Here is a 24,457-nt window from a genome sequence, read left to right as displayed (position 1 = left end):
TATTAGAATAGTATTGGTTTAGGCACCGGTTGGGTAAAAACAAAAAAGCCTTCTCCAACCGGAGAAGGCTCTTGTTTTTATTTAAACTCTGGATCATTTATCCAAAGGTATTTCAATATCAATGTTCACAAAGTGAATTTTGTCGTCAATCAGCACCGCTTCGACTACCGCATCTTTCCGGATGTTACCAGCCAGAATTTCTTTCGATAACTCGTTCAGGATTCTGGTTTGCAGCACACGTTTCAGCGGACGAGCACCAAATTGCGGATCGTAACCCTGCTCGCCGAGATAATCCAGTACTTCGTCGGTAGCTTCCAGCCGGATACCGGCTTCCTGCAGACGGTCCTGGATGTGGCGGAACTGAATCGAGACAATCTGCCGCAGCTCGCTCTGGCTCAGCGGACGGAACATAATGAGTTCGTCGATTCGGTTCAGGAACTCTGGCCGTACGGTTTTCTTCAGCAATTCAAACACCTCGTCTTTGGTACGCTCAATGATTTCCTCGCGGTTATAATCTTCCATCTCGGCAAAATTGCTCTGGATGATATGCGCGCCAATATTGGAGGTCATGATAATAATGGTGTTCTTGAAGTTCGCTACCCGGCCTTTGTTATCGGTTAAGCGGCCATCATCCAGCACCTGCAACAAGATGTTAAATACATCCGGGTGCGCTTTTTCAATCTCATCCAGCAATATTACTGAGTATGGTTTCCGGCGTACGGCTTCGGTTAACTGGCCACCTTCGTCGTAACCAACGTATCCCGGAGGGGCACCAATTAAACGGCTTACGGCGTGGCGCTCCTGGTACTCGCTCATGTCAATCCGCACCATGGCGTTCTCGTCGTTAAACAGGAAGTCGGCGAGGGCTTTGGCTAACTCGGTTTTGCCTACCCCGGTGGTACCCAGGAAGATGAACGAACCAATGGGCCGTTTCGGATCCTGCAGACCAGCCCGGCTCCGGCGCACCGCATCCGAAATGGCCGCAATGGCTTCTTCCTGACCGGCTACGCGTTTACCCAGTTCTTCTTCCAGGTGCAATAATTTCTCGCGGTCGCTTTGCAGCATTTTGCTTACCGGAATACCCGTCCATTTGGCTACCACTTCGGCAATATCTTCGGCAGTTACTTCTTCTTTCAGCATGGCGTCGCCGGCGTGCAGTTCTTCTACCTGCTTTTGCAGGTCTTTTAATTTCTGCTCGCTTTCCTGAATTTTACCATAACGCAGCTCCGCTACCCGGCCGTAATCACCGGCCCGTTCGGCTTGTTCGGCTTCCAGTTTATAACGTTCAATATTTTCCTTCTCGGTCTGAATATTGGTAATAACCTGTTTTTCGTTTTGCCATTTGGCTTTCAGGTCATCGCGCTTGCCGCTCAATTCCGCAATTTCTTTCGATAAGACGGTTTCTTTGTCTTTGTCGTTTTCGCGGCGGATGGCTTCGCGCTCAATTTCGAGCTGCATTATTTTCCGTTGTACTTCGTCCAGCTCAACGGGCAACGAGTCAATCTCTATGCGCAGTTTAGCCGCCGCTTCGTCCATCAAGTCAATGGCTTTATCGGGTAGGAAGCGGTCCGAAATATACCGGCTCGATAACTCCACGGAAGCAATAATGGCATCGTCTTTAATGCGCACCCCGTGGTGTACCTCGTATTTATCTTTAATACCGCGCAAAATGGAGATCGCATCCGGAATAGAAGGCTCATCTACCATGACGGCCTGGAAACGGCGCTCCAGCGCCTTGTCTTTCTCGATATATTTCTGGTACTCTTTAAGGGTGGTGGCACCAATGGCGTGCAGTTCACCACGGGCCAAGGCGGGCTTTAACAAGTTAGCAGCGTCCATCGCACTCTCGCCACCGGCACCGGCCCCAATCAGGGTATGAATCTCGTCGATGAACAGTACAATTTCCCCTTCCGCATCTACTACCTCTTTAATTACGGCTTTCAGACGCTCTTCAAACTCACCTTTGTATTTGGCTCCGGCTACGAGTAAACCCATATCCAGACTCATCAGGGTTTTGGATTTCAGGTTCTCGGGCACGTCGCCGGCCACAATACGTTGGGCCAAACCTTCTACAATAGCGGTTTTACCCACCCCGGGCTCACCCAACAGTACCGGGTTGTTTTTGGTGCGGCGCGATAATATTTGCAGCACACGCCGGATTTCTTCGTCGCGGCCAATTACCGGGTCTATTTTACCGGCGCGAGCCAGCTCGTTCAAATCTTTGGCATAACGTTTCAACGAGTTGTATTTGGCTTCGGCGTTCTGGTCGGTTACTTTATTACCCCCGCGCAGTTCTTTAATAGCGGCTTTTAAATACTTTTCGGTAAAACCAGCATCTTTCATTAAAGAAGCTACCTGATCGCGGCCCGCTAACAAGCCTAATAATATATGCTCAATCGCAACAAATTCGTCGTGAAATTCTTTTAAGTAAGTAGTCGCTTTTTGCAGGGCGGCGGCCGCATCGTTGCTTAAATACGGGCTGCCACCGCTTACCTTGGGGTAAGCATTTACCAGGGCGTCTAAGCGGGTGTTCAGCATGTTTTGGTTAACACCTAGTTTCTTCACCAGAAAGTTAATCACGTTCTCATCGGTTTGCTGAATACCTTTCAGAATATGACCGGTTTCAACCGCTTGCTGCTGGTTGCCGCCGGCAATCTCAGTAGCCTTCTGAATGGCTTCCTGAGATTTGATGGTATAATTATTAAAGTTCATAGCCTTATTATTTTCCTTTTCCTATCTATTATCCACCTACTATCAAAATACTGACCAAGGATAATTTAGGTTGTAAATCGGAAATAATGGCGTATTTAGAACTAGCTATTTAATAAATTTAAGACTTTTTGTCTGGTTAAATCCAGCAAAACAGTAGAATAATGCCAAACTCCAAAGAATAACTTAATGCGCTACCATAAAGCCAATCAGCATACCAATTAAACCAAAAGCGTTAAATCCTAAAATAATGATAAAAAGAATTCCCCAGAACTTGAAGAAAGATTTTAAACGGGAGAAGGCAAATGCTAAATCTAATTCTTGATTGTGGTAAATAGCCGTTTTAATCCGGGACGAGAATTGGTATAGATATAAAGTTGGAAAAAAATACAAGATGGCAAACAAAAGGAGGTAAATGGTTGGAATAAAGCCCATCCGGCTATAGTTAAACGGTGCTGATTCATCGGCGTCTACCATGTTGCCCATCATGGTAGTCATAACCTTACCGATAGTAAATGCGCCTATTACCATCAGGCCGAGAAGAATAAAGCCGGTAATTGCCAAAATTCTACCCCATTGGGCTGTTGCGAGTAAGTTACTTTTTATTTCGCTGGTTATCGCCAAACCAGGCGTATTGGATGAATATTGATTTTCAGATTCCATTGGATTATGTTTTATAAGCAACTAATAATAAGTAATTTAAATAAAATATTAACCTAAAATTTACATAAAAATACCAATAGTGCGTAAGGTAATGCTATTGATTAGCCATGCTAAATTCTATGCAAATTCCCGGTAATTAAATAAACATTACAGGCAAAACAGAATGGCTTTGTAGCCTATAAGGTAACACGCTACAACTTGTAATGCGCCGGGCAAGCATTAGAGAAATAATTAACCAGCTAACCCAAAAATTTCTTTCGCCGGCACGTTGCTAAGTAATAATTTTACCGTAAACGCTATTATACATCAGATGCCAACCAAGTGCATAAACGATAATTCTGGTTTGGTCAGTGACCCTAGTTGAAGTATAGCCCAGTGCATGTGGTTTGCTGATACGCACCTATTCATCTATAATTGTAAGCGGATAAGCAACTTAAGAAAATAATAATTTAAGAAAATTAGGCCTCCATTTTTTTCGTCATCTAAAAACGCACTGAGTTTTTATGGCTAAACCTGATTGTAAATGGTTTTTAAAAGAAGTTACTTTAACCCAAATTTCACTTGTAAAATTCATACTAAATAATCCTAAGTTCTATTTAGATAATAATTACAACTACCAAACTATGAAAAAAGCTACCCCGCCTTAAATCAGCCTATTTAATTACCATTGTTTCTGATTAAAAAAAACAAACCGCTGCTGCACTTTACTAAATAGTGCATCCATCTCTAATATACTCTTTTTATAATCCATCATTAAATAAAATTTATGAATACGTACTTTACAGGTCTGTTTTCTCAGGCAGGCAAAAGTTTACCAGTAGGTTTGGTATTCCTGCTTTTATCCTTTACCAGTTTAGCTTCTGGTAACGATTGGCCTGAAAAAAAAATAAAACCCACGGCGGCTTCCGGATTTGCTCTGGCGCAAAAGAACACCCGGGGCGCAGAACAAATTAACAATCAGGCTACGGGCCAGACCACAAAAATCATTTCAGAAAAGGCTGCGTCGGATAATGCCTGGGCATTTAAAGCGGAAAAAACTGTAGGTAACAGCACATTTGAAATAATGGCTAATCCTACAGTTACAATCACCGGCAGGGTTACAGGGGAAACGGGAGAAGGATTACCCGGTGTAACAGTTCTGGAAAAAGGTACTAATAACGGAACCGCCACTGATGCCACGGGCAATTTTTCCTTAAATGTAGCCGGCGCCAATGCCGTACTGGTCGTTTCATTTGTTGGTTACCAAACACAAGAGGTTCCGGTTAATAACCGCACTACGGTTAACGTTAATTTACAGCCCGATGCGAAAGCTTTGGATGAGGTGGTGGTGGTAGGTTATGGCACCCAGAAGCGCCAGGATGTAACAGCCGCCATTGCCTCAGTACCTTTAAAAGAAGTGCGCGATATGCCGGTATCTAATGTGGCTACTGCCATTCAGGGGAAAGTACCCGGGGTAGTTATCCAACAAAACAGTGGTTCGCCGGGTAGCACGCCGGCCATTAAGGTAAGGGGCTTTGGTTCTATCAGTGCCGGTAACAACCCTTTAATTGTGGTAGATGGCAATATTGTAAGCCCTAATGTGTTCAGTTTATTAAACAGCAATGAAATTGAAAGCATTGATGTTTTAAAAGATGCTTCTTCTACTGCTATTTATGGTTCGCGGGGAGCCAACGGGGTGGTTATTGTAACCACCAAAAGAGGCAGAGCCGGCCGCAATAATGTAAACCTGGATGTGTTTACCGGCTTCCAGGAAGTATCTAAAACCTTGGATTTACTAAACTCCGAGCAGTTTGCCGATTTTGCCAAAGAAGCTGCTAACAACGGTTATTTAGACAATGTGGCGGGTGCCCGGGCCTCCGACCCCAACAATGTTCGCCCGAGCGATTACCTGCGTTATAGGTATCCCAGAGGCGAGGTATTTGACTGGCTTAATTTTGACGACCCCGCCAGAATAGCCGCCTTGTCCAGCTACGATTACCAGGACTTAATTTTCCGGCGAGCGTCCATGAGCAATTACCAGCTGGCGGCTTCGGGCGGTACCGAAAAGGTACAGTACGCGGTGAGCGGCGGTTATTTAAAACAAGATGGTGTTATCGAAAAATCGTCTTTAGACCGGTATACCTTGCGGGCCAACGTAGATGTAAATGTAACTTCTAAATTTAAAATAGGTTTAAACCTGAACCCCTCCTATAAAATAACGCAGGAAGTAAATACCGATGGCCACTGGGCGAATAATGGTATTATTAATGCTGCCCTGGCGGCTGTGCCCATGGCCCCCATCTATGCCGCCGACGGTACTACTTACTCTTCGCAAACGGCACTCGCTGCCCCTTACAATTGGCCCGGCGTTACCAACCCGGTTGCCAATATAACAGAATATAACAGCGAATTTTTATCAACGAATGTGCTGGCCAATGCTTATGCCGAGTACCAGTTTCTAAACGAGCTGAAGTACCGCGTATCGGGCAATGTGAATGTGGGCAGCAACCGCCGTAATACCTACCGGACCTCCCGTATGCCCTTAAACCAGTTGTTGCCCCCTAATGCGGCGGCGGCTACCGCCTATTCGGACCAGGGAATTAGCTGGGTGTTTAACCAAACGTTGAATTATAATAAGGCCTTTAACGAAGTGCATAACCTGGATGTGCTGGTGGGAATGGAAGTTTATAAATATCAATTCCAAACGAGCAATGCGGCCGGCACCACCTTTGCCAACGATATTGTGCAAACCTTAAATGCAGCCGGATTACCTACTTCGGTTAACTCTTCGGAAGTGGAAAATGCCACCACTTCTTACTTCGGCCGGGTAGGCTATAACTATAAAGGTAAATATTTATTAAATGCTTCCATCCGGCAAGATGGCTCCTCCGTTTTCGGGCCGGAAAACCGTTGGGGAACCTTCCCGGCTGGCTCTATTGGGTGGCGCCTATCCGAAGAATCGTTTATGGATGGAATAACTTTCTTATCCGAAACAAAGCTGCGGTTAAGCTATGGCCTGGCCGGTAATAATGCTTTTAGTAATTATTACCCCTACGTTGCTTCTGTCGGCAGCGATAATTACAGCTTCAACGGCAATCTGGCCACGGGCTTAGCTCCCACTTCGCTGGGCAATAATCGCTTAGGCTGGGAAAAAAGTCAGCAATTAGATGCCGGTATTGATTTAGGCTTTTTTAACGATCGCATTTATTTAAGCGCCGATTACTACAACCGCATAACCAAAGATTTATTGCTGTCGGTAAATGTGCCTACTATTACCGGTTTTAGTACGGCGGTAAAAAATATAGGTAAAATGGAAAACAAAGGTTGGGAGTTCGCTCTAAATACGCATAACCTGACCGGCAACTTTACCTGGGATACCAATTTAAATTTATCTTTAAACCGGAATAAAGTTTTGGCTCTTGGGCCTACCGGCGACCCCATTAAAAGCGGAAGCGGCGTAGGCGAAACCAATATTACCCAGATTGGCGCACCCATCGGTAGCTTTTACGGCTATAAACAAATCGGCATTTTTCAAAACCAGGAAGACCTGAATAACCATCCGCACGATCCTACCTCCCGCCCCGGCGATGTAAAGTACGAAGATGTGAACGACGATGGTAAAATTACCGCCGACGACCGCACCATCATTGGCAATAATCAACCTGACTTTATTTACGGATTTACCAACACCTTTGCCTTTAAAGGAATTGACCTGAATATTTCTTTACAAGGCGTACAAGGCGGCGAAATATTAAACCTGAGCCGCCGGTTTATCGAGAACTTAGAAGGCGCCCAAAATCAGTTAACTACGGTATTAAACCGTTGGCAGTCGCCGGAAAACCCGGGCGATGGCAGAACCCCGCGGGCGAATGGCCGCCCTACCGGCAACAACAACGCTGTATCTTCCCGCTGGGTAGAAGATGCCTCTTACCTGCGCATTCAGAATATTAGCCTGGGTTACCAATTGCCAAAAGCCTTCATCGAAAAAGCCCGTTTGCAACAAGCCCGTATTTACGTATCGGCTCAAAATTTACACACCTGGACCGACTATTTAAACTATAACCCAGAAGTAAGCAACTACGAGGGAGCGCTGACCGCCGGGGTAGATTATGGCGCCTATCCACTACCAAGAACCTTTACCATAGGTGTAAACCTTGGCTTTTAAGAAAGTGGATATAACATTAATATTTAAAATATTAAACAACATGAAAATTAAAAATATTTATACCATCCTCCTGGCCGGCACTTTACTAAGCGCGTGCCAGGATAAGTTTCTGGACTTACAGCCAATTTCATCGGCCACTACGGGTAATTTTTATAAAAATGCCGACGATATTAAGAATGCGGTTACAGGCGCTTATGCTTCGTTACAGGCGGGCGGAATCTCTACCAACAATTATGTTTTTGGCGAGGTGCGGTCCGATAATACGGTACCGGTAGCCTCCGGCTCGGTTACCGACCAGGACGAATTTGACCGTTTTTATATCCGGACAACTAATCCTTTTATAAACGACCGTTGGAATAATGGCTACCGTTCCATTTCCCGTTGCAATGCTATTCTGGATAGAATTGGTGGCATTACGATGGATGAAAACCTGAAAAACCGGTATACCGCCGAAGTGAAATTTATCCGGGCATTGGTATATTTTGAGCTGGTGCGTACTTACGGCGATATTCCCTTGGTGCTGAAAGAAATTACTGACCCGGATGCCGGTTACGAATATGGCCGGAACCCCAAAGCAGAAGTTTACGCCCAGATAGAAAAAGACCTGACGGAAGCCGAAGCTGTTCTGCCGGTAACTTATACGGGCACCGATATTGGGCGGGCTACTAAAGGCGCGACGAAAGCATTACTCGGAAAAGTTTACTTAACCCAGCGTAACTTCCAGGGGGCAGCTAATAAACTTAAAGAAGTAATAGATTTAGGGGTTTACGGCCTTTTGCCGGAGTATGCCGATGTATTTGATTCGAACAATGAGAATCACCGCGAGAATATTTTTGATATTCAGTTCCGGTCCGGTGGGGTTGGCGAAGGAAGTCCCTGGCCGAATGCGTTTGCCCCGGAAAACTCCGGTAATGCGGTAATTCCCTTTGGCGGCGGCGGTAACAACCAACCTACTTTGGATCTCATAAACAGCTATGAACCAAACGATAAGCGCAAGAACTTTTCGTTGGCAACTTCTTACGTAAATGCCAGCGGAGCCACCATCCCTTATAATTTCATTCGGAAATACCGCGATGTACCGGCTACTTCGGGCGATAATGATAACAATATTCCTATAATCCGGTACGCCGATGTAATTTTGATGTATGCCGAAGCGCTGAATGAATTAGGCTACCAGCCCACCGGTAATGCCTTTACTTACCTGAACCAGGTCCGGACCCGGGCTGGTTTGAAGGGTTTAACTTCCGTAGAAGTGCCCAACCAGGAAGCATTCCGTTTGGCGATGGAACAGGAGCGCCGGGTAGAGTTTGCCTTTGAAAGTCACCGCTGGTTCGATTTGGTGCGCACCGGGCGGGCCATACCGGTTATGAACAGCAAAAAAGACCAGTTCCGGCTGGTTAAAACCGTTAGCGAAACCGATTTGGTTTTCCCAATTCCGCAAAGCCAGATTGATATTAATAGAGACAAAATACAACAGAACCCGGGATATAATTAATAAGATTTGGGTTGCGGGTTCTGTTTATAATTTTTATAAGTTTCAATAGCTTAGAAGTAACTTGGTTATGCAGAACCCGCTGCCTTTTATGTTAGTTTGATTTGAGCAAGCAACTTCAGAACTCCTCTATAAAAGCGTTATAAGGGGAATTTAAACAACTGGTGCTATTTTCGAAAGATCAATTTGCATTCTCTTAAATATTAAAGGTTAACTCCTTGGGCAGAAACTCCATTCAGTCCAGGGAGTTCTTTATTGGGCAAAATGGAATATTTGCGGTTTTATTAAATTTTAACAAAGTCGCCGTTAAAAGAATTTATTAATTAAATTTCATGAGAAAAACTTTTTGGTGCATCTGGATTCTCCTATGTTCTATTGGTGGTGTATCAGGGCAAAAGCTAGCCAGAATAGATTACAAGCAGTTAACTTATTTGCATGATATTCCGCAGCTAGCATCCTGGGGGCCATACTCCAAAAAATACGCTGGTATCTCGCACGTTCCGCAACTGGAAAAAGGGCTGCGCTTCGATTTTTCGGTGATGCCCGGCTATTACCGCAATAAAGTTCTGATTCCTAATGTCCGGTTCGAGTCTGGGTATTTTCCCTGGCAGGTAAACCCCGAAATGACTTCTTTGACTTACCGCTACGAACTGGAATGGAAAGACCAGGTGTTTGTAGATGTAACCTATTTGGTGCTGGATACCAGCCAGGTGTTGGTAAAACTTAGGTGCGTAAATAATACCAATCTTCCCCAAAATCTGGCCTTGCACCTGATGGGTTATTTGGGTTATCCGGATGTGTACCCGGCCTGGCAGGTAAAAAATACAACCGAAGCAATCTGGCAGAACGCTATTAATTACCAATCACTGGAATTTGCCAAATCCCGGCCTTCCGATGATTTGGTCTATGATGGTTGGCTACGCGGCGAGGCCCGGAACAGTAATTATGTTGATGGGAGTGCTGTTGCCCAAAACTTTGGCCGCGAGAAGGGCGATAAAGTAGAATACGAAGTAATTATTCCCAAACAAATATTAAAAGGACAGTTATCGTTCCGTTACCGCTTACCCGAACAGAAAAAAGTCGGATTTAAATTAAGCGGCTTCATAAACCAGGCAGTAGAACTTACCGGCACCGGTAATTTCGAATGGCTAAAAATACCTTATGATGTTAATAAAGCCGGAAAGTATCGTTTAAGCTTAACTTCGGAAGGCGACAATGGTGTTGAACTAAACGGTTTTTTCCTCTCGCCGCCGGGTTTTGCCGTGGAGCAACAGGTTATTCCGCAACCCAAGGAATTTCAGCCTGAACTAACCAAAGGGAATTCTGCATCCGAATTAATATTAAAATACCCCGACCTAGGTAATTATTACGGCATAGTCTGGGATTTCTCGCCTTCGCAGGTAAGGGAACTGCTAAACGACGAGTTAGATATTTTCTTTAAAGAGCAGGTGCATAACCACGTAAGCGCCAGAATTATAGGTAATAACCAGGGTCATTACACCGATGTTTTTCTACGTCCCGTAGAGCTGGCCGCCAATAGTGAATTTACGACTTATGGCCTGGTTTGTACCGGTAGCCAGGACCGGGTTAAGAATTTGCTTGCGGGCTTTAAGGCTAAAAAGCAGACCCAAATCGAAAGCGTTGTCAATAATAAAACAGCCGAATCTAAAGTATTACCCGACGGAGAACCTTTTCGCTTTAGTCAGCAGTTGATGGAGGCCGCTACGCTAACCAATGTAGTGTATCCGGTTTACACCCAAGGAAATTATATCCGGCATTTTACGCCCGGTAAATGGTGGAATAGTTTGTATACCTGGGATTCGGGCTTTGTGGGCCTGGGCTTAAGCACTATCGATATCCCGAAAGCTATTAGTAATTTAAATGCCTATACCACGCCCGTTGGCAGCCAGTCGGCTTTTATTCACCACGGCTCGCCAGTGCCAGTACAAATGTATTTGTTTTTGGAGTTGTGGAATAAAACACAATCGCGGGAGTTTCTGGCTTATTTTTACCCCCGATTAAAGCAATATTACAATTTTCTGGCGGGTAAATCCGGCAGCTCCACTACCCGCAATCTAAAATCAAACTTGCTCCGCACCTGGGATTATTTTTACAACTCCGGCGGTTGGGACGATTATCCACCGCAGGCTGGGGTGCATGCCCAAAAACTAGAAAGCTCGGTAACACCGGTGGTTACTACTGCCCATTGCCTCCGGACGGCCAAAATATTGCGGCAGGCAGCTTTGGCTTTAGGATTTAAAAACGATGCAAAAGCTTTCGATACAGATATAGCTGATTTTACCAATAGCTTGCAGAGATATTCCTGGGACCCGGAGGCTGGTTATTTTAGCTATGTGGTGCACGATGGCGCAGGAAAGCCAGCGGGTTTCTTTAAACACCCCCAGAGCGGCTTAAATTATAATATGGGTTTGGATGGCGCTTACCCGCTGTTCTCGGGTATCTGTACCCCAGCCCAGCAGGCAATATTACTCGAAAAAATGTTTTCGCCCAAACACCTTTGGACCCCGGCCGGTATGAGCGTAGTAGACCAATCTGCACCATACTACCGCATAGATGGATACTGGAATGGCTCGGTTTGGATGCCGCACCAGTGGTTTATGTGGAAAACCATGTTAGATTTAGGCCGGGCCGATTTGGCCTTTAAAATTGCCCGGAAAGGCCTGGAGGTATGGAAAAAAGAAACGGATGCCTCTTATTATACTTTCGAACATTTCTTAGCCCAGTCCGGACGGGGAGCCGGTTGGCACCAGTTCTCGGGTTTATCTACCCCGGTGTTATCCTGGTTTGAAGCTTATTACAAACCCGGAACAGTTACCACGGGGCTGGAAATCTGGCTGACAAAAAAGTCGTTTAACCAAGACCAAACTTCTTTTAATGCGGCGTTAGAATTCGATACCGCCACGCCGGCCCACCAACGTTCGCTGCTGGTTTGTATGAATCCCAAAGCTACCTACGAGGTTTTGTTCAACGGGAAAACTCTTGCAAGCGCTTCACCTTATAAAGGGCTGCTGCAAATAAATTTACCCGCTACCAACCAACCGGGGAAACTCGTGATTCAGCCGGTAAAAAATAAAAGTTTAAACGGTAGGGATTAGTTTTAATCATCCAAAAGGGTAAACAAATATTTAAATATGGTTTCTTATTGAAAACAGAAAAGGTAGAATAAATACTACCTTTTCTGTTTTATAATCAATTCAAAAGGACAATAAAGCTTTAATCAATAAAGTCAAGCTTTTTTCTTCCGGCTGCTGGCCTTAGCTGTGGTTTCAGTAGTGCCTGGTTCCGTTTGGGTAGATTGGGAATTGCTTTTTTTCCGGGTAGCCGTACCAATTGCCGGTATAGTCGCGTTTGGTGTTGTTGGCGTTTCAGTTGCTGGTGTAGAGGCACCATTCGTCGCTGTTTCTTTTTTTGCCCGGCTAGCTCTTTTGGGTTTTACTTCTTCGGATTGTTTGTGCATGGCGGTGGCCATTACCGAATCGGGCAGAATATTGCTGGCGGCTACTTCGGCTTTGGCTTTAAAAGTTGGTACGGCCCGGGCCTCCCCTTTCATCAGCGTCTCGTAACCACTAGCAGCAACTTCTTCAGCGCTGGCCAGGTTGCCTTGGGCTATTTTGCTGTTTTCTGCTCCGGCTACCCGAAAGAAATTAGTGTCGGTAGCAGGCGGACACAATACCGTAACCGTTACGCCGGTATCTTTTAACTCTTCCTGCAAGGCTTCGCTGAACGACAGAATAAAGGCTTTGGTAGCTCCGTAAACCGATTGTAAAGGCGCCGGCATAAACGAAGCAACCGAACCAACCTGCAATATTTTACCGCTATTCCGGCGGAGCATTTCGGGCAGAAATAATTTGGTCAGGTGCACCAGCGCAATTACGTTCAGGTGAATCATGGCCAGTTCCTTTGGTAAATTAGATTCGCTGAACGGACCGTACTCACCGAAACCGGCATTATTGACCAACACATCTACCTGCCAGCCTTGCCGCTGCACTTCGGCAAAAACTTTTTCGGGGGCATTATCTTTCGATAAGTCGGCCGCAATGTGGTGAATATTTACGTGCTGAAACTCTTGTTGGAGTTGTTCGGCGGCGGCGCGCAATTTATTGGCATAATGCGCTACCATTATAATCGCGTAATGGTCGCGGGCAAAACAACGGGCCAATTCATAACCAATACCACTCGAAGCACCGGTTATTAAAACAGTTTGTCCGGTTTTATTTTCCATAGCTTTAATTTTTAGGTTAAAAGATAAAAAGCTCCCGGATTTGGGCCGGGAGCTTTAGAATATTTATTTTTTTACGTCTTCCAATTGTTTGTGCACAATGGCGGCATTTACCGAATCGGGTAAAGTTATGCCTTGGGCGGCGTACATCTTCGCTACAAAGGTTGGCAATACGCGGGCGTCGCCTTTCAATAATCCTTCGTAACCAGCCTTGGCCACTTCATCGGCGGCTTGCACCTGCGAAGAGTTCGCAATTTTGGAATTCTCCATATTGGCCACTTCAAAAAAGTTGGTTTCGGTTGGTGGCGGGCACAGCACTGTAATAGTTACCGGCGTATCTTTTATTTCGTTTTGCAGCGACTCAGAGAAAGACAGCACAAATGATTTAGTTGCCGCATAAACCGCTAAGAGCGGGTGTGGTAAAAAAGCCGCTACCGACGATACCTGTAATATTTTACCCGAACCGCGGCTGACCATTTCTCTTAAATAGCGTTTGGTTAAGGTAACCAGGGTTATTACGTTCAGGTGAATCAGGGCTAATTCTTTATCTAATTCGTTTTCCAGGAAAGGACCTTTTTCGCCGAAACCGGCATTATTTACCAGGAAATCGACCTGAAAGCCTTTGTCCTGCACTTCGGAATACAGCCTGTCGGCGGCCCCGTCGCGGCTTAAATCTACCGAAACAGTTTGGATGGTTACCAGCGGAAATTCAGTTCTTATTTGCTGCGCCGCTTGCTGCAGTTTGTCTTCGTGGTTAGCCACCATTACTACATTATGACCATCTTGGGCAAAGCAGCGGGTAAGTTCGTAGCCAATGCCGCTGGAGGCGCCCGTTATTAAAGCAGTTTTTCCAGATGAAGTATTCATAGTTTAAGGTTTTATTTTTTATGTGTTAAAGTTTACCTTAATCCGGCGGTAATGGTTGTGAATTATTTTGTAGTAAGTTGCTGGCCTTTAAACTCCTGACAAGTCTTTGAGCCTGTTTAGGTACATTTCTTAACAAACTTCTTTCTTCAAAACTTCGGCGTAATGGTTGGCCAAAGAGAAATGCAGAGATTAAAAATTTAAAATTTATTGATGATATTTTTCCGGTCGTTAAAACGGGTAAACGATAAACCAAAAGCAAAAAAACTTTGACAGCTTATTGGAGGCTGCTAATTCTATTAATTTATCCTGATGCTTGCTGATTTTATTGCCTAAAAGCCTGTACAAAAATTTTGTGTCCAGTTAGAAAGGTGAGCAGTGCAAATAATCCCGGAAAAATAATAAAGAAATTTGTAGCTATATAATTTTTAATTTATAAATTTATAATAATCTTCTTTACTAAGAAGGAAAGCAGTGGTTAACCATTTTTTCTTTTTCAAAACCGGAATACCGCTCGCTGCTATTCCCTCGCCTGTTTAAATTATTTTCCAGCGCTAAATAATTAGTGCTGAATAGTAAAATCCATAAAGATAACTTAACCTGGTTTTCTTCTAAGCCTATGCAGCTAACCGGCAAACAAGTTCTGAATGCAGCCCCAGCCCAAGTATGGGAAAAATTAATGGACATAGATACGCTCGCCAGAATAATGCCGGGCGTAAGTTCGCTGGAACAAATCGGTGAAAATTCTTTTGTATCTACGCTCCAAATTAAACTGGGTCCGGTAAATGGCTCCTTCTCCGGCAACATGCAATTAGAGGACATAACGGAAGAAAAAAACTTTACCTTAAAAGTGCAGCAGAGCAGTAAAGTGGGCAATGCCAACGCTGCCGTAAAAGTGAATTTATTGCCCGTCGATGATAATCACACTGAAGTTTCTTTTGATGGTGATGCCCGGCTTTCCGGTATATTGGCCGGTATGGGGCAACGGGTTATTGGCGGCGTGGCTAACACCTTAACCAAGCAATTTTTTACTAACCTGGAAAAAGAACTCGCTCAATCTGCTTCTTAACAGAACAGTGAGCACTAGAATATTTATCTATTCAACATATAACTCAAAGCACCTGATCTGGATTTTATAACTCTTTAGATAAAGGTTCAGGTACTTAACCAATGGCTGTAGTGACGGGAAAGCTCCCCTCCTAATATAAGAGGAGAAAAGGGTGGCTATTTAGGTCTACCGATGATCTTGTAGTTTATTCAAATTTTATTCTCCGTTCTGAATTAGTTTATCAACCAATAAAGCCGGTTTTCTTTTAAATATTTCTAAATCTTAAAGGCAGAAATGGAAAACCAAACTGAATTCGAGATTCAATTTCTTAAACTATAAATCCACCACTATGCAAATTAGAGTAAAAGTCAACGGCATTGACTATATCCACGAAGTTGAGCCGCGATTATTGCTGGTGCATTACCTGCGTGATGTATTGCACCTGACCGGTACCCACGTCGGCTGCGATACCAGCATTTGCGGAGCCTGCACGGTTCAGGTAAACAGCAAGCCTACCAAAAGCTGCACCATGTTTGCCGTTCAGGCCGATGGTTGCGAAATACTTACCGTGGAAGGATTAGCGCCTAACGGAGAATTGCACGTGTTGCAGGAAGGTTTTAAAGAAATGCACGGCCTGCAATGCGGTTTTTGTACGCCGGGTATTCTCATGACCATGACCGATTATTTAAAGCACAACCCTGAGCCATCCGAAGAAGACATTCGCCACGCCCTGAAAGGCCATTTATGCCGTTGTACTGGTTATCAGAATATTGTAAAGTCGGTGCAATATGCTGCCGCTAAAATAGCTAATAAAGAGGAGGTACCCGCATGAGCACCACGAATGGCATGATCGGGAAATCCGTGAAACGGGTAGAAGATAAAAGATTTATTACCGGCAAAGGCCGGTACACCGATGATATTGTGCTGCCCTTGCAAACCCACGCCTCTTTTGTAAGAAGCCCGTATGCCCACGCCAATATATCAGGGATAGATTTAGAAGTTGCAAAAACTATGCCTGGTGTAATAGCCATTTACACCGGTGCCGATGTAGCCGCCATTAATGGCGTACCCTGCGGCTGGCAGGTAAATTTCAAAAACGGTGATACCATGAAGGAACCTAAGCATCCTTTGCTAGCCGACGGTAAAGTAAGGCATGTAGGCGATCCCATAGTAGTGGTTATTGCCGAAACCGCTGCACTGGCCAAAGATGCTGCTCAAATGGTCATGGTAGATTATGAAGAACTACCCGTAGTTATTAATGCGGCTGAAGCAGTAAAAACAGGAGCACCATTGGTACATGAAGATGTTCCCAACAATATCTGTTATGACTGGGCTTTAGGTAATCCGATTGCTGAAGTTGATCAGGCCATGGAAGAAGCAGCGCACATTACTACCTTGGAATTCGTAAACCAACGCTTGGTTGCCAATCCAATTGAACCCCGGAGCTACAATGCGTTTTATGATGAAGCTAACGAAAAGTACACCCTGTATACCAGTACGCAAAGTCCTCACCTCATCCGTTTGCTTTTATCAACGTTTGTATTAGGTATTCCAGAACACAAATTAAGGATAGTTGGCCCTGATGTTGGCGGGGGGTTCGGAAGCAAAGGCGACCATTATGCAGAAGAGGCGGTACTCACCTGGGCATCAAAAAATATCAATAGACCGGTAAAATGGACGGCCGAACGTAGTGAAAGTTTTATTTCAGATGTTCACGGACGGGATCATGTTACTAAAGCAGAAATGGGGTTTGATGCGGAAGGAAAAATATTAGCCTTACGCGTAAAAACCTATGCCAATCTGGGAGCATACTTGGGTACATTCGGTCCGGCTGTACCCACTTACCTATATGGTACATTAATGCAAGGACTTTATACAACACCTAAAATAAATGTGGATGTAACAGGTGTATTTACCAATACAACTACAGTAGATGCTTACCGGGGAGCAGGTCGCCCCGAAGCTACCTATCTGCTGGAGCGGTTAATGGATCTGGCAGCACTTGAAATGGGTAAAGATCCGGCAGCACTACGGATGAAAAACTTTGTTCCTCCTTTTGATGGAGTAAACCAACCGGGCTATCAAACCCAGGTAGCTTTATTATATGATAGTGGTAATTATCAAGGCGTACTTGAAAAAGGATTGAAAATGCTAGGGTACGAAGATTTCCGCAGAAAGCAGCTGGAATCTGCTCAGAATGGTACTTTATTAGGTGTTGGTTTTTCTACTTATATAGAAGCTTGCGGTTTAGCTCCATCCGCTTTGGCAGGCGCTTTGGGTGCCCGCGCCGGCTTGTACGAAATGGGGCAAGTCCGGGTTCAGCCAACTGGTAAAGTAAGTGTATACACCGGTTCTCATGCACATGGCCAAGGGCACGAAACAACTTTTGCACAAATAGTAGCCAGCAAACTTGGCATTCCCATAGCCGATATAGAAATTGTGCATGGTGATAGTGATAGTATGGCTTTTGGTATGGGTACATATGGTTCGAGAAGCTTGGCGGTAGGTGGTACTGCTATTGTGAAGAGTATCGAAAAGATTATAGAAAAAGGCAAGAAAATTGCTGCCCACCGCCTGGAAGCTAATGCCGATGACCTGGAATTTGACCAAGGTAAATTTACCGTTAAAGGCACCGATAAATCAATAAGTTTTGGTGATGTGGCTTTAACCGCCTATGTGCCGCATATCTATCCAGCAGACTTAGAACCAGGTTTAGATTTCACCAGCTTCTATGATCCTGCAAACTTTACTTATCCGTTTGGCTGCCATATTGCGGTAGTAGAAGTAGAAAAAGATACCGGCAAGGTTGCCCTGCAGCGGTTTATCGCCGTGGATGATGTGGGCAATATTATTAACCCCATGATTGTGGAAGGGCAAATTCACGGCGGCGTGGCGCAGGGTATAGGGCAAGCCTTGTTTGAAGGGGCCGAATACGACAGCAATGGCCAGCTAACCAATGCCACTTACATGGATTACTGCATGCCGCGGGCCGATGACTTTCCTATGTTTGAAACTGCCAACCAAATTACGCCTTGTCCGCATAACCCGCTGGGCGTAAAAGGAGCCGGCGAAGCCGGAACCATTGGTTCCACGCCCGCCGTTGTGAACGCCGTAATCAATGCTTTATGGAGTGGCGGCCACCAGGTGAAAGATATTCGCATGCCACTCACTTCCGAAAGGGTTTGGCGCGCCATGCAAGCGCCTGTTAATGAATAAGCAATTGAAATATTTAAAGTTGGCAAGCATTTATTTAAGCGCCTCCTTTAAACCTTTTTAAGCTGTTTTAAACCTTTTAATTCTGAAAAATGATACCTGTAGCATTTGAATATAAAAAAGTAACTAGTGTGGAAGAAGCTTTGGCTTCTTTAGCATCCGGAGGCGAAGGCAAATTATTAGCCGGTGGTTATAGCCTGATACCCGCTATGAAATTACGTTTAAACCAACCCGCACTGCTGATTGATATTGGCGATATTCCGGCGCTGAAGGGTATCCAGGAAGAAGACGGCGAAATTGTTATTAATGCCGGCACTACCCACAACGATATTTTGCACAACGACCTGATTCAACGGCACCTGCCTTTTTTTCACGATGCGGCTAAAATGATTGGCGACGAACAGGTGCGTAACCGGGGAACCATGGGTGGCAGCCTGGCTCACGCCGACCCAGCCGCCGACTGGCCGGCCCTGGTGCTGGCGGCAGATGCTACCATTGAAATAATTGGAACCAGCGGCAAAAGAACCCTAAAAGCAACCGAATTTTTTACCGGCCTTTTCGCTACCGAATTGCAGGAAAACGAAATTATTACGGCCATCCGGGTGCCAATCCCGCCATCAGGTTCAAAATCCGTTTATTTAAAATTCGAGAATCCGGCCTCGCGGTTTGCCATTGTGGGTTGTGCGGTATTAAGGTTGCCCGACGGTAAAACAAATATTGCCTACACTGGCGTTGCCGATTATGCTTTCCGGGATGCAGGTGCTGAAAAAGCTGTTTCGGACAAAACCTTAGATGATGCTGCTATTCAGGAAGCGCAAAATGCCGCCGTGGTTGGGGTTGATATTTTAAGCGACAACTTTGCCTCGGCAGAATACCGGAAACATCTGGCCAAAGTTTATCTGAAAAGAGCCCTTCAGACCATTAGGTGAGTGGGGGTAAAATCTTTATGCATAAGGTAAATAATTGTCCATATAAATTTAAAAATTAAAGTTTATGAAAAAGTTAAATCACTTTTTACCCGTAATTGGTTTATTCCTGATTGCAGTTTTAGTAATATTTTCCTCAGCTTGGGTGCCCGCCATCAGAGGCTGCCATAAAATAAATGCCAAAGGAAACGGTATTATCCTTAGTGCCCCTACGGAAGTTGTAACGGTAACCGAAGCGGAAATTATTGGAGGTGGTTTGTTGCATGGTACCACCCGGGCCGAATTTACATCACCCGTAACCCCTGATACTTTTATAGGTACCCTGGTATTTACTACCAGGCAAGGTACCCTTGCATTTGAAATTAACAACGGGCATTTTATCGGAACCCAATTTTTTGCTACCGCGGTTGCCATAGAAGGTAGTGGCACCGGAAAATTAGCCGGCGCAACTGGCACGCTGGTTCTGGAAGGCGTAGTAAACCCAACTAACGGCTCCTTTACGGAAGATGTAACCGGTGAAATTTGTTTTGATTAATTTTATTTAACTGTAACCTTACATTGAAGCGGTTTCGCATATTAATAATTGGCTGACCAAGGACATTTGCCATGTGTTTTCACTTTAGCCGTCTGGGTAAGGCATATATTAGAATATTTTACATCTGCTCGCGCCAGCTTTTAGCTGGGGTGTTCTTATGAAAGTAAGTTTTTAACTTCCTGCCAGTTGAAAACTGTCTCTTATCTATAGCTCCAAGTTACCGCTGCGCTTAAACTTGAAGCAGAAAAATGAGTAGTATTTGTCTTAGCCTGACGGCTATAGTGATAACACCACCAATGGCCGCCATTCCTGCAGTTAAGTCTAAATACTGAACATTTTCATTATAAAATATTGACCATTAAGTAGTTATTAAATTTTCTATTAATGAGGGCTAAATAAATATTGGAAAATAATAACCACCAGGACGGCATAAATTTAACCAATATTAGCCACCTTCTACAGAAGCAAGGTTATATCACCGACCAGTCGGTGGCTATGTCTGTTTTTCTTTCGCTGCAACTAAACAAACCTTTATTAATTGAAGGACCGGCGGGCGTGGGTAAAACCGAAATTGCCAAAGTAATGGCCCGGGTGTTGCAAACTGATCTTATCCGGCTGCAATGTTATGAAGGTTTGGATGCTAACCATGCTTTGTACGAATGGAATTACCAACGGCAACTGTTGCATCTGAAAATGCTGGAACAGGAAAAGCAATCGGTGGAAGAAAAAGAGAAAACTATTTTTAGTAATAGTTTTTTAATGAAAAGGCCTTTGCTCCAGGCCATCACCCACCACCAAAAACCCGTTCTGCTGATAGACGAGGTGGATCGTTCAGATGAAGAATTTGAAAGCTTTTTACTTGAAGTACTAAGTGAATGGCAGATTACCATTCCGGAAATTGGCACCATTACGGCCACGCATATTCCGCAGGTAATATTAACCAGTAACCGTACCCGCGAATTATCCGAAGCCCTGCGCCGCCGTTGTTTATACCTGTACATCGATTACCCGGATTTTGAAAAAGAATTAAATATTGTACGCCAGAAAGTACCCGGCATAGACGCCCGGCTAAGCCAGCAGATATGTGGTTTTATGGCGCAACTCCGCCAGTTGAAATTGGAAAAAACACCCGGCATTGCCGAAACCCTCGATTGGGCCAGGGCCTTAAGCGTCTTGCACATTGCCCACCTGGATAAGAATGTTGTGGAGCAAACCTTAGGCGTAGTGCTGAAAGACTGGCACGATACCCGGCAGGTACAAATGAGTTTAAGCCAGTTGCTGGAAAAAACCGGCATTCATTCCAAATTAGATAATCTTTGATTCTGCGCCAAACCTCGCTCTCCGGTAATATCGTGCAGTTTTGCCGGTTTCTGCGCCAGAAAGGATTTGCCCTCAGTGCCGAGGAAGAAGCAACCGCCCTTAAAAGCTTAAGCTTTATAGATTACCAATCCCAACCCGTTTTCCGGCTGGCCCTGAAAGCCGTGCTTTGCCGCAGTAAAAACCAGGTAGAAGAATTCGATGCTTTATTTTCGGAGTACTGGCAGGAAATTAGCCAAGCGGTAGACGCTAAAATAAAATCTAAAGCGGCCTCTGGGGCAAAGCCGGGTACCAACCCACCTTCTTTCCAGGCGCTAAAATCCTGGCTAAATGGAAATAACCACCAGGAGATTGAACAAACGGCGGCGTACAGTATTCATCAGAATTTATCCTGTCAGGATTTTTCCCAGATTCCGGCCGATGATGTAGCAGAAATGATGAAAATTATTAAAGCTTTATCCAGGAGATTGGCCGGGCAAGCCAGCCGGCGTTACGAAAAAACAACTCAAATAAAGCAACCCGACCTGCGCCGGACCTTACGAAAAAATATTCGATTAGGGGGCGAGTTAATGGATATTGCTTTCCGGCAGCCAAAGCGCAACCGCCTTAAACTGGTAGTTCTATGCGATATTAGCAAGTCCATGGAACTGTATACGGCCTTTCTTTTACAATTTATTTATTCCTTCGGGCAGGTATTCCGTCACCTCGAAACTTTTGCTTTCAGCACCTCTCTGCATTCTATCACCTCTCTCCTTAAACACCACGATTTTGCCCATGCGTTACAGGCTTTGAGTGCCCAAAATTACGGCTTACAAGGTGGTACTAAAATCGGGGAAAGCCTGCATACCTTTATTACCGACTACGCCGCCCGGTTACTGGATAAACGCACCATTGTGCTAATATTAAGCGATGGCTGGGATACCGGAGACATTCAATTGCTTGAGCAGAGTATGAAAATATTGCAGCAAAAAGCAAAGAAGGTTATATGGTTAAATCCGCTGGCCGGATATGCTGGTTACCGGCCCGAAGTAGCCGGTATGCAAACCGCCATTCCATATATTAATGTATTAGCCCCCGTGCATAACGTCGACAGTTTAAGAAAGCTGGCTAAATGGCTGTGAGCTAGCAGAATTAAATAATATCAAATATTTATTAACGTACTTCTTTCTTTAGTTCTTCAGCGTAGTGGTCAGCCAGCCGGGTGGGTTCGGGCAGTTTGTGTTTGCGAGCTGTCTCCAGCGCCAGGCGCGTGGCCGTTTCCAAATCCATCAGGTGTCCGGGTGAAACAAAAACCGGTTTTACCTTATCTTTGGTGCGCAGGGTATTGGCAATATGTTCATCGCGGTGAAAAATAGGCGTGAGGCTGCCTTTCTCGGGAGCGGGCAACTCGTATTTACCCACCAGTATTTTCTTGGCTACGCCCATGGTGGGTTTTTGCAGCAACACCCCTAAATAGCTGGCAATTCCTAACCGGCGCGGGTGCGAAATACCATGGCCATCTACCATAATCAGGTCGGGTTTGGTTTCCAGCTTTTCGTAAGCCTTCAGCAAATTAGGCGCTTCCCGGAATGCCAGGAAACCCGGTACATAAGGCATTTCCACGGGCACATAGTTATACTGTATTTCCAGAATATCCAGTTCCGGGTAGCGCAGCAGCACAAACACCGATAAAATATTCTCGCCGATAAAAGAAGAATCGCAGCCGGCCAGGGTGCGCAAGGTAAAATCAGGCTTTTGAATAATTACCTGTTGACTCATTTCTTTTTGGCGCTCCGTTAACGAGCGAATTAATTCGGGGTCGGCGGGCGGTTGCGGGCGATAATACATAAACCGAAAAATATTGGGTTTTAAGTCTGGCAGAATATTCCTTAACCCTAACACGTAGGCTCTAACCTTTTAGTTACTTACGGTTTTCGGAATAGAAACTAACTAGTTTAAAATTATTAAAGCCACATGCAACCAATGAGCTTGTACCGGAATCTTTAACGCACAGACCTAAAATATTACCCCTAAAAAAACACTATGAAAAAGATTAATTTGAGTGCCGTTTTGCTTTGCTTATTATTTGCACTTGCCTGCAAAAACGATGAGGACGTGGTAAAACCTGGTAAAGATTTAAATACCTGCCTGCTTACTAAAATAACGTTTGCCGGTACCGATGCCATTACTTATGAATACGACAACCAAAAGCGGCTGAAGAAAGCCAATCATGCCAAAGATGCGGTTAGCAACGAAAATTATTATAAAGAATACGACTACGATGCTGCCGGGCGGGTTCTTAAAGAAAGTTTTAAATTATCGGATGGTACCTTATTCAGCTATTTTGCTTTTACTTATAACAGTAAAAACCTGCTCGAAAAAATAGCTTTTTATACCAAAACAGCAGGTAATACCTTTAAGCACGAGTATGATAAAATTTTAATTTATTCCGGCACAAATAAAATAGAGCAGGTAAAATCTTTTAATCCGGACGGCCCTGCTATGAATTATCGCCTGGCTGAATATACTTATGATGCTAAACAGAATATCAGTAAGGTGCAGGAGTTTGTTGTAAATGGTACTTCTAAGGTAAACGACTTAACCACGGAGTATACTTACGATAACCAAAATAATCCTTACCTGAACGCTACGTACCTGGGGCTTGGGGCCGAAATCATTTCAAAAAATAATATTGCCACCGAAAAAGAAACGTTTCATCTTTCGGATTTAATTAAAAATTATACTTATACCTACGAATATAACGCAAGAGGCCTTCCTACTAAACAAACCCGGCAATCCGATACCAATACTTTAGAAATTATCCGGGAATATGCCTGTACCGAATAAATCTTATAGATAACCCTACAACTTATTGGAATTAACTATTGTGGAAAAAGGTAACCAAGCACTTTTTTCAATCGCCTGACTCTAAATTGCCCCTGACTTTAATCAGGGGTACCTTAAACCTGGGGCTAAAGCGCCCGGGCAATGCAAGGCTGTGCTAAACCGGATAGCTATGAGGAAAACACGCAGTAGAGGCAGCGGCTATAATTAATTGGTTAAATCAGGAAATTATTTCATTTCTAACAGCAATTTATAACGGAGCCGTAGGTTTAAAACCACTGGAATTTCCGGTAATCTTTTATGCCAAATTATGCCGCAGAAATAATTAATTAAATTTTAAGCCTTGCATATAGATTTATTCTTTTGGATTAAATAATTTAGGCCTATTGAGATAAAATTATTAAAGATTACACATAAGGTCTAAATTTTTAATATTCAGCCGGCGTTTTCTGTACTTTATCTCCGAAGCTGATATTATCCTGC

At 44.4% G+C, this 24,457-nt stretch carries 16 protein-coding genes; 11 read left to right on the top strand and 5 right to left on the bottom strand.

Annotated elements, in window-relative coordinates:
• Positions 1-93: 93 nt before the first annotated feature.
• Positions 94-2,712: an ATP-dependent chaperone ClpB gene (gene clpB, locus AAE02nite_RS21200; protein WP_146902816.1), complete on the bottom strand. Its 2,619-nt coding sequence runs from the start codon at positions 2,710-2,712 to the stop codon at positions 94-96.
• A gap of 183 nt (positions 2,713-2,895) precedes the next feature.
• Positions 2,896-3,372 carry a DUF5362 family protein gene (locus tag AAE02nite_RS21195; protein ID WP_146902813.1) on the bottom strand — a complete coding sequence of 159 codons (477 nt, stop codon included), beginning with the start codon at positions 3,370-3,372 and terminating at the stop codon, positions 2,896-2,898.
• A gap of 766 nt (positions 3,373-4,138) precedes the next feature.
• Here AAE02nite_RS21195 and AAE02nite_RS21190 point away from each other — a divergent pair.
• From AAE02nite_RS21190 to AAE02nite_RS21180, 3 genes are all read left to right on the top strand, one after another.
• A complete protein-coding gene (locus AAE02nite_RS21190) occupies positions 4,139-7,516 on the top strand; it encodes a SusC/RagA family TonB-linked outer membrane protein (protein WP_146902810.1) in 3,378 nt (1,125 codons plus the stop codon).
• Between the two features lie 40 nt (positions 7,517-7,556).
• Entirely contained in the window at positions 7,557-9,011 is a 1,455-nt protein-coding gene (locus AAE02nite_RS21185; RefSeq protein WP_146902807.1) for a RagB/SusD family nutrient uptake outer membrane protein, read from the top strand.
• A 329-nt stretch (positions 9,012-9,340) separates the two neighbouring features.
• Positions 9,341-12,124 carry an MGH1-like glycoside hydrolase domain-containing protein gene (locus AAE02nite_RS21180; RefSeq protein ID WP_146902804.1) on the top strand — a complete coding sequence of 928 codons (2,784 nt, stop codon included), beginning with the start codon at positions 9,341-9,343 and terminating at the stop codon, positions 12,122-12,124.
• Positions 12,125-12,255: 131 nt separating this feature from the next.
• Here the strand turns inward: AAE02nite_RS21180 and AAE02nite_RS21175 are convergent, their stop codons facing one another.
• The gene (locus AAE02nite_RS21175) at positions 12,256-13,251 is read right to left on the bottom strand and encodes an SDR family NAD(P)-dependent oxidoreductase (RefSeq protein ID WP_146902800.1); all 996 of its coding nucleotides are present in this window, start codon (positions 13,249-13,251) and stop codon (positions 12,256-12,258) included.
• A gap of 63 nt (positions 13,252-13,314) precedes the next feature.
• Entirely contained in the window at positions 13,315-14,115 is an 801-nt protein-coding gene (locus AAE02nite_RS21170) for an SDR family NAD(P)-dependent oxidoreductase (RefSeq protein WP_146902797.1), read from the bottom strand.
• A 562-nt stretch (positions 14,116-14,677) separates the two neighbouring features.
• Between AAE02nite_RS21170 and AAE02nite_RS21165 the strand changes: the two genes are divergently transcribed.
• The 7 genes from AAE02nite_RS21165 to AAE02nite_RS21135 all read left to right on the top strand — a co-directional run bounded on the left by AAE02nite_RS21165 (position 14,678) and on the right by AAE02nite_RS21135 (position 22,272).
• Positions 14,678-15,181, top strand: coding sequence for an SRPBCC family protein (locus tag AAE02nite_RS21165; RefSeq protein WP_246151211.1), 504 nt, complete (start codon positions 14,678-14,680; stop codon positions 15,179-15,181).
• Positions 15,182-15,509: 328 nt separating this feature from the next.
• On the top strand, positions 15,510-15,992 hold the full coding sequence (locus tag AAE02nite_RS21160; RefSeq protein ID WP_146902794.1) for a (2Fe-2S)-binding protein: 483 nt from the start codon (positions 15,510-15,512) through the stop codon (positions 15,990-15,992).
• A complete protein-coding gene (locus AAE02nite_RS21155) occupies positions 15,989-18,376 on the top strand; it encodes a xanthine dehydrogenase family protein molybdopterin-binding subunit (protein ID WP_146902790.1) in 2,388 nt (795 codons plus the stop codon). The genes AAE02nite_RS21160 and AAE02nite_RS21155 overlap by 4 nt, the downstream gene beginning before the upstream one ends.
• An 89-nt stretch (positions 18,377-18,465) precedes the next feature.
• Positions 18,466-19,302 carry an FAD binding domain-containing protein gene (locus tag AAE02nite_RS21150; protein WP_146902787.1) on the top strand — a complete coding sequence of 279 codons (837 nt, stop codon included), beginning with the start codon at positions 18,466-18,468 and terminating at the stop codon, positions 19,300-19,302.
• A gap of 64 nt (positions 19,303-19,366) precedes the next feature.
• Positions 19,367-19,834, top strand: a complete 468-nt coding sequence (locus AAE02nite_RS21145) for a DUF3224 domain-containing protein (protein WP_146902784.1) — start codon at positions 19,367-19,369, stop codon at positions 19,832-19,834.
• Between the two features lie 402 nt (positions 19,835-20,236).
• Positions 20,237-21,154, top strand: coding sequence for an AAA family ATPase (locus AAE02nite_RS21140; RefSeq protein ID WP_246151210.1), 918 nt, complete (start codon positions 20,237-20,239; stop codon positions 21,152-21,154).
• Complete coding sequence (locus AAE02nite_RS21135) at positions 21,151-22,272, top strand: vWA domain-containing protein (RefSeq protein WP_146902781.1); 1,122 nt, start codon at positions 21,151-21,153, stop codon at positions 22,270-22,272. The genes AAE02nite_RS21140 and AAE02nite_RS21135 overlap by 4 nt, the downstream gene beginning before the upstream one ends.
• Positions 22,273-22,303: 31 nt before the next feature.
• On the opposite strand, the gene nfi is transcribed toward AAE02nite_RS21135, so the two are convergent.
• Positions 22,304-22,978, bottom strand: coding sequence for a deoxyribonuclease V (nfi, locus tag AAE02nite_RS21130; protein ID WP_146902776.1), 675 nt, complete (start codon positions 22,976-22,978; stop codon positions 22,304-22,306).
• 195 nt (positions 22,979-23,173) lie between these two features.
• Here nfi and AAE02nite_RS21125 point away from each other — a divergent pair, with 195 nt between their 5' ends.
• The gene (locus AAE02nite_RS21125) at positions 23,174-23,977 is read left to right on the top strand and encodes a hypothetical protein (RefSeq protein WP_146902773.1); all 804 of its coding nucleotides are present in this window, start codon (positions 23,174-23,176) and stop codon (positions 23,975-23,977) included.
• The last annotated feature ends 480 nt before the right edge of the window (positions 23,978-24,457 follow it).

The organism is Adhaeribacter aerolatus (assembly GCF_007991635.1).
Classification (GTDB): domain Bacteria; phylum Bacteroidota; class Bacteroidia; order Cytophagales; family Hymenobacteraceae; genus Adhaeribacter; species Adhaeribacter aerolatus.
Note: the sequence above shows the minus strand (reverse complement) of the source record. Positions and strands in the feature narration are given on the sequence as shown.

Excerpts from the sequence above, each read along its gene's own strand:
- clpB (WP_146902816.1), bottom strand. The coding sequence starts at position 2,712 with ATGAACTTTAATAATTATACCATCAAATCTCAGGAAGCCATTCAGAAG.
- AAE02nite_RS21195 (WP_146902813.1), bottom strand. The coding sequence starts at position 3,372 with ATGGAATCTGAAAATCAATATTCATCCAATACGCCTGGTTTGGCGATA.
- AAE02nite_RS21190 (WP_146902810.1), top strand. The coding sequence starts at position 4,139 with ATGAATACGTACTTTACAGGTCTGTTTTCTCAGGCAGGCAAAAGTTTA.
- AAE02nite_RS21185 (WP_146902807.1), top strand. The coding sequence starts at position 7,557 with ATGAAAATTAAAAATATTTATACCATCCTCCTGGCCGGCACTTTACTA.
- AAE02nite_RS21180 (WP_146902804.1), top strand. The coding sequence starts at position 9,341 with ATGAGAAAAACTTTTTGGTGCATCTGGATTCTCCTATGTTCTATTGGT.
- AAE02nite_RS21175 (WP_146902800.1), bottom strand. The coding sequence starts at position 13,251 with ATGGAAAATAAAACCGGACAAACTGTTTTAATAACCGGTGCTTCGAGT.
- AAE02nite_RS21170 (WP_146902797.1), bottom strand. The coding sequence starts at position 14,115 with ATGAATACTTCATCTGGAAAAACTGCTTTAATAACGGGCGCCTCCAGC.
- AAE02nite_RS21160 (WP_146902794.1), top strand. The coding sequence starts at position 15,510 with ATGCAAATTAGAGTAAAAGTCAACGGCATTGACTATATCCACGAAGTT.
- AAE02nite_RS21155 (WP_146902790.1), top strand. The coding sequence starts at position 15,989 with ATGAGCACCACGAATGGCATGATCGGGAAATCCGTGAAACGGGTAGAA.
- AAE02nite_RS21150 (WP_146902787.1), top strand. The coding sequence starts at position 18,466 with ATGATACCTGTAGCATTTGAATATAAAAAAGTAACTAGTGTGGAAGAA.
- AAE02nite_RS21145 (WP_146902784.1), top strand. The coding sequence starts at position 19,367 with ATGAAAAAGTTAAATCACTTTTTACCCGTAATTGGTTTATTCCTGATT.
- nfi (WP_146902776.1), bottom strand. The coding sequence starts at position 22,978 with ATGTATTATCGCCCGCAACCGCCCGCCGACCCCGAATTAATTCGCTCG.
- AAE02nite_RS21125 (WP_146902773.1), top strand. The coding sequence starts at position 23,174 with ATGAAAAAGATTAATTTGAGTGCCGTTTTGCTTTGCTTATTATTTGCA.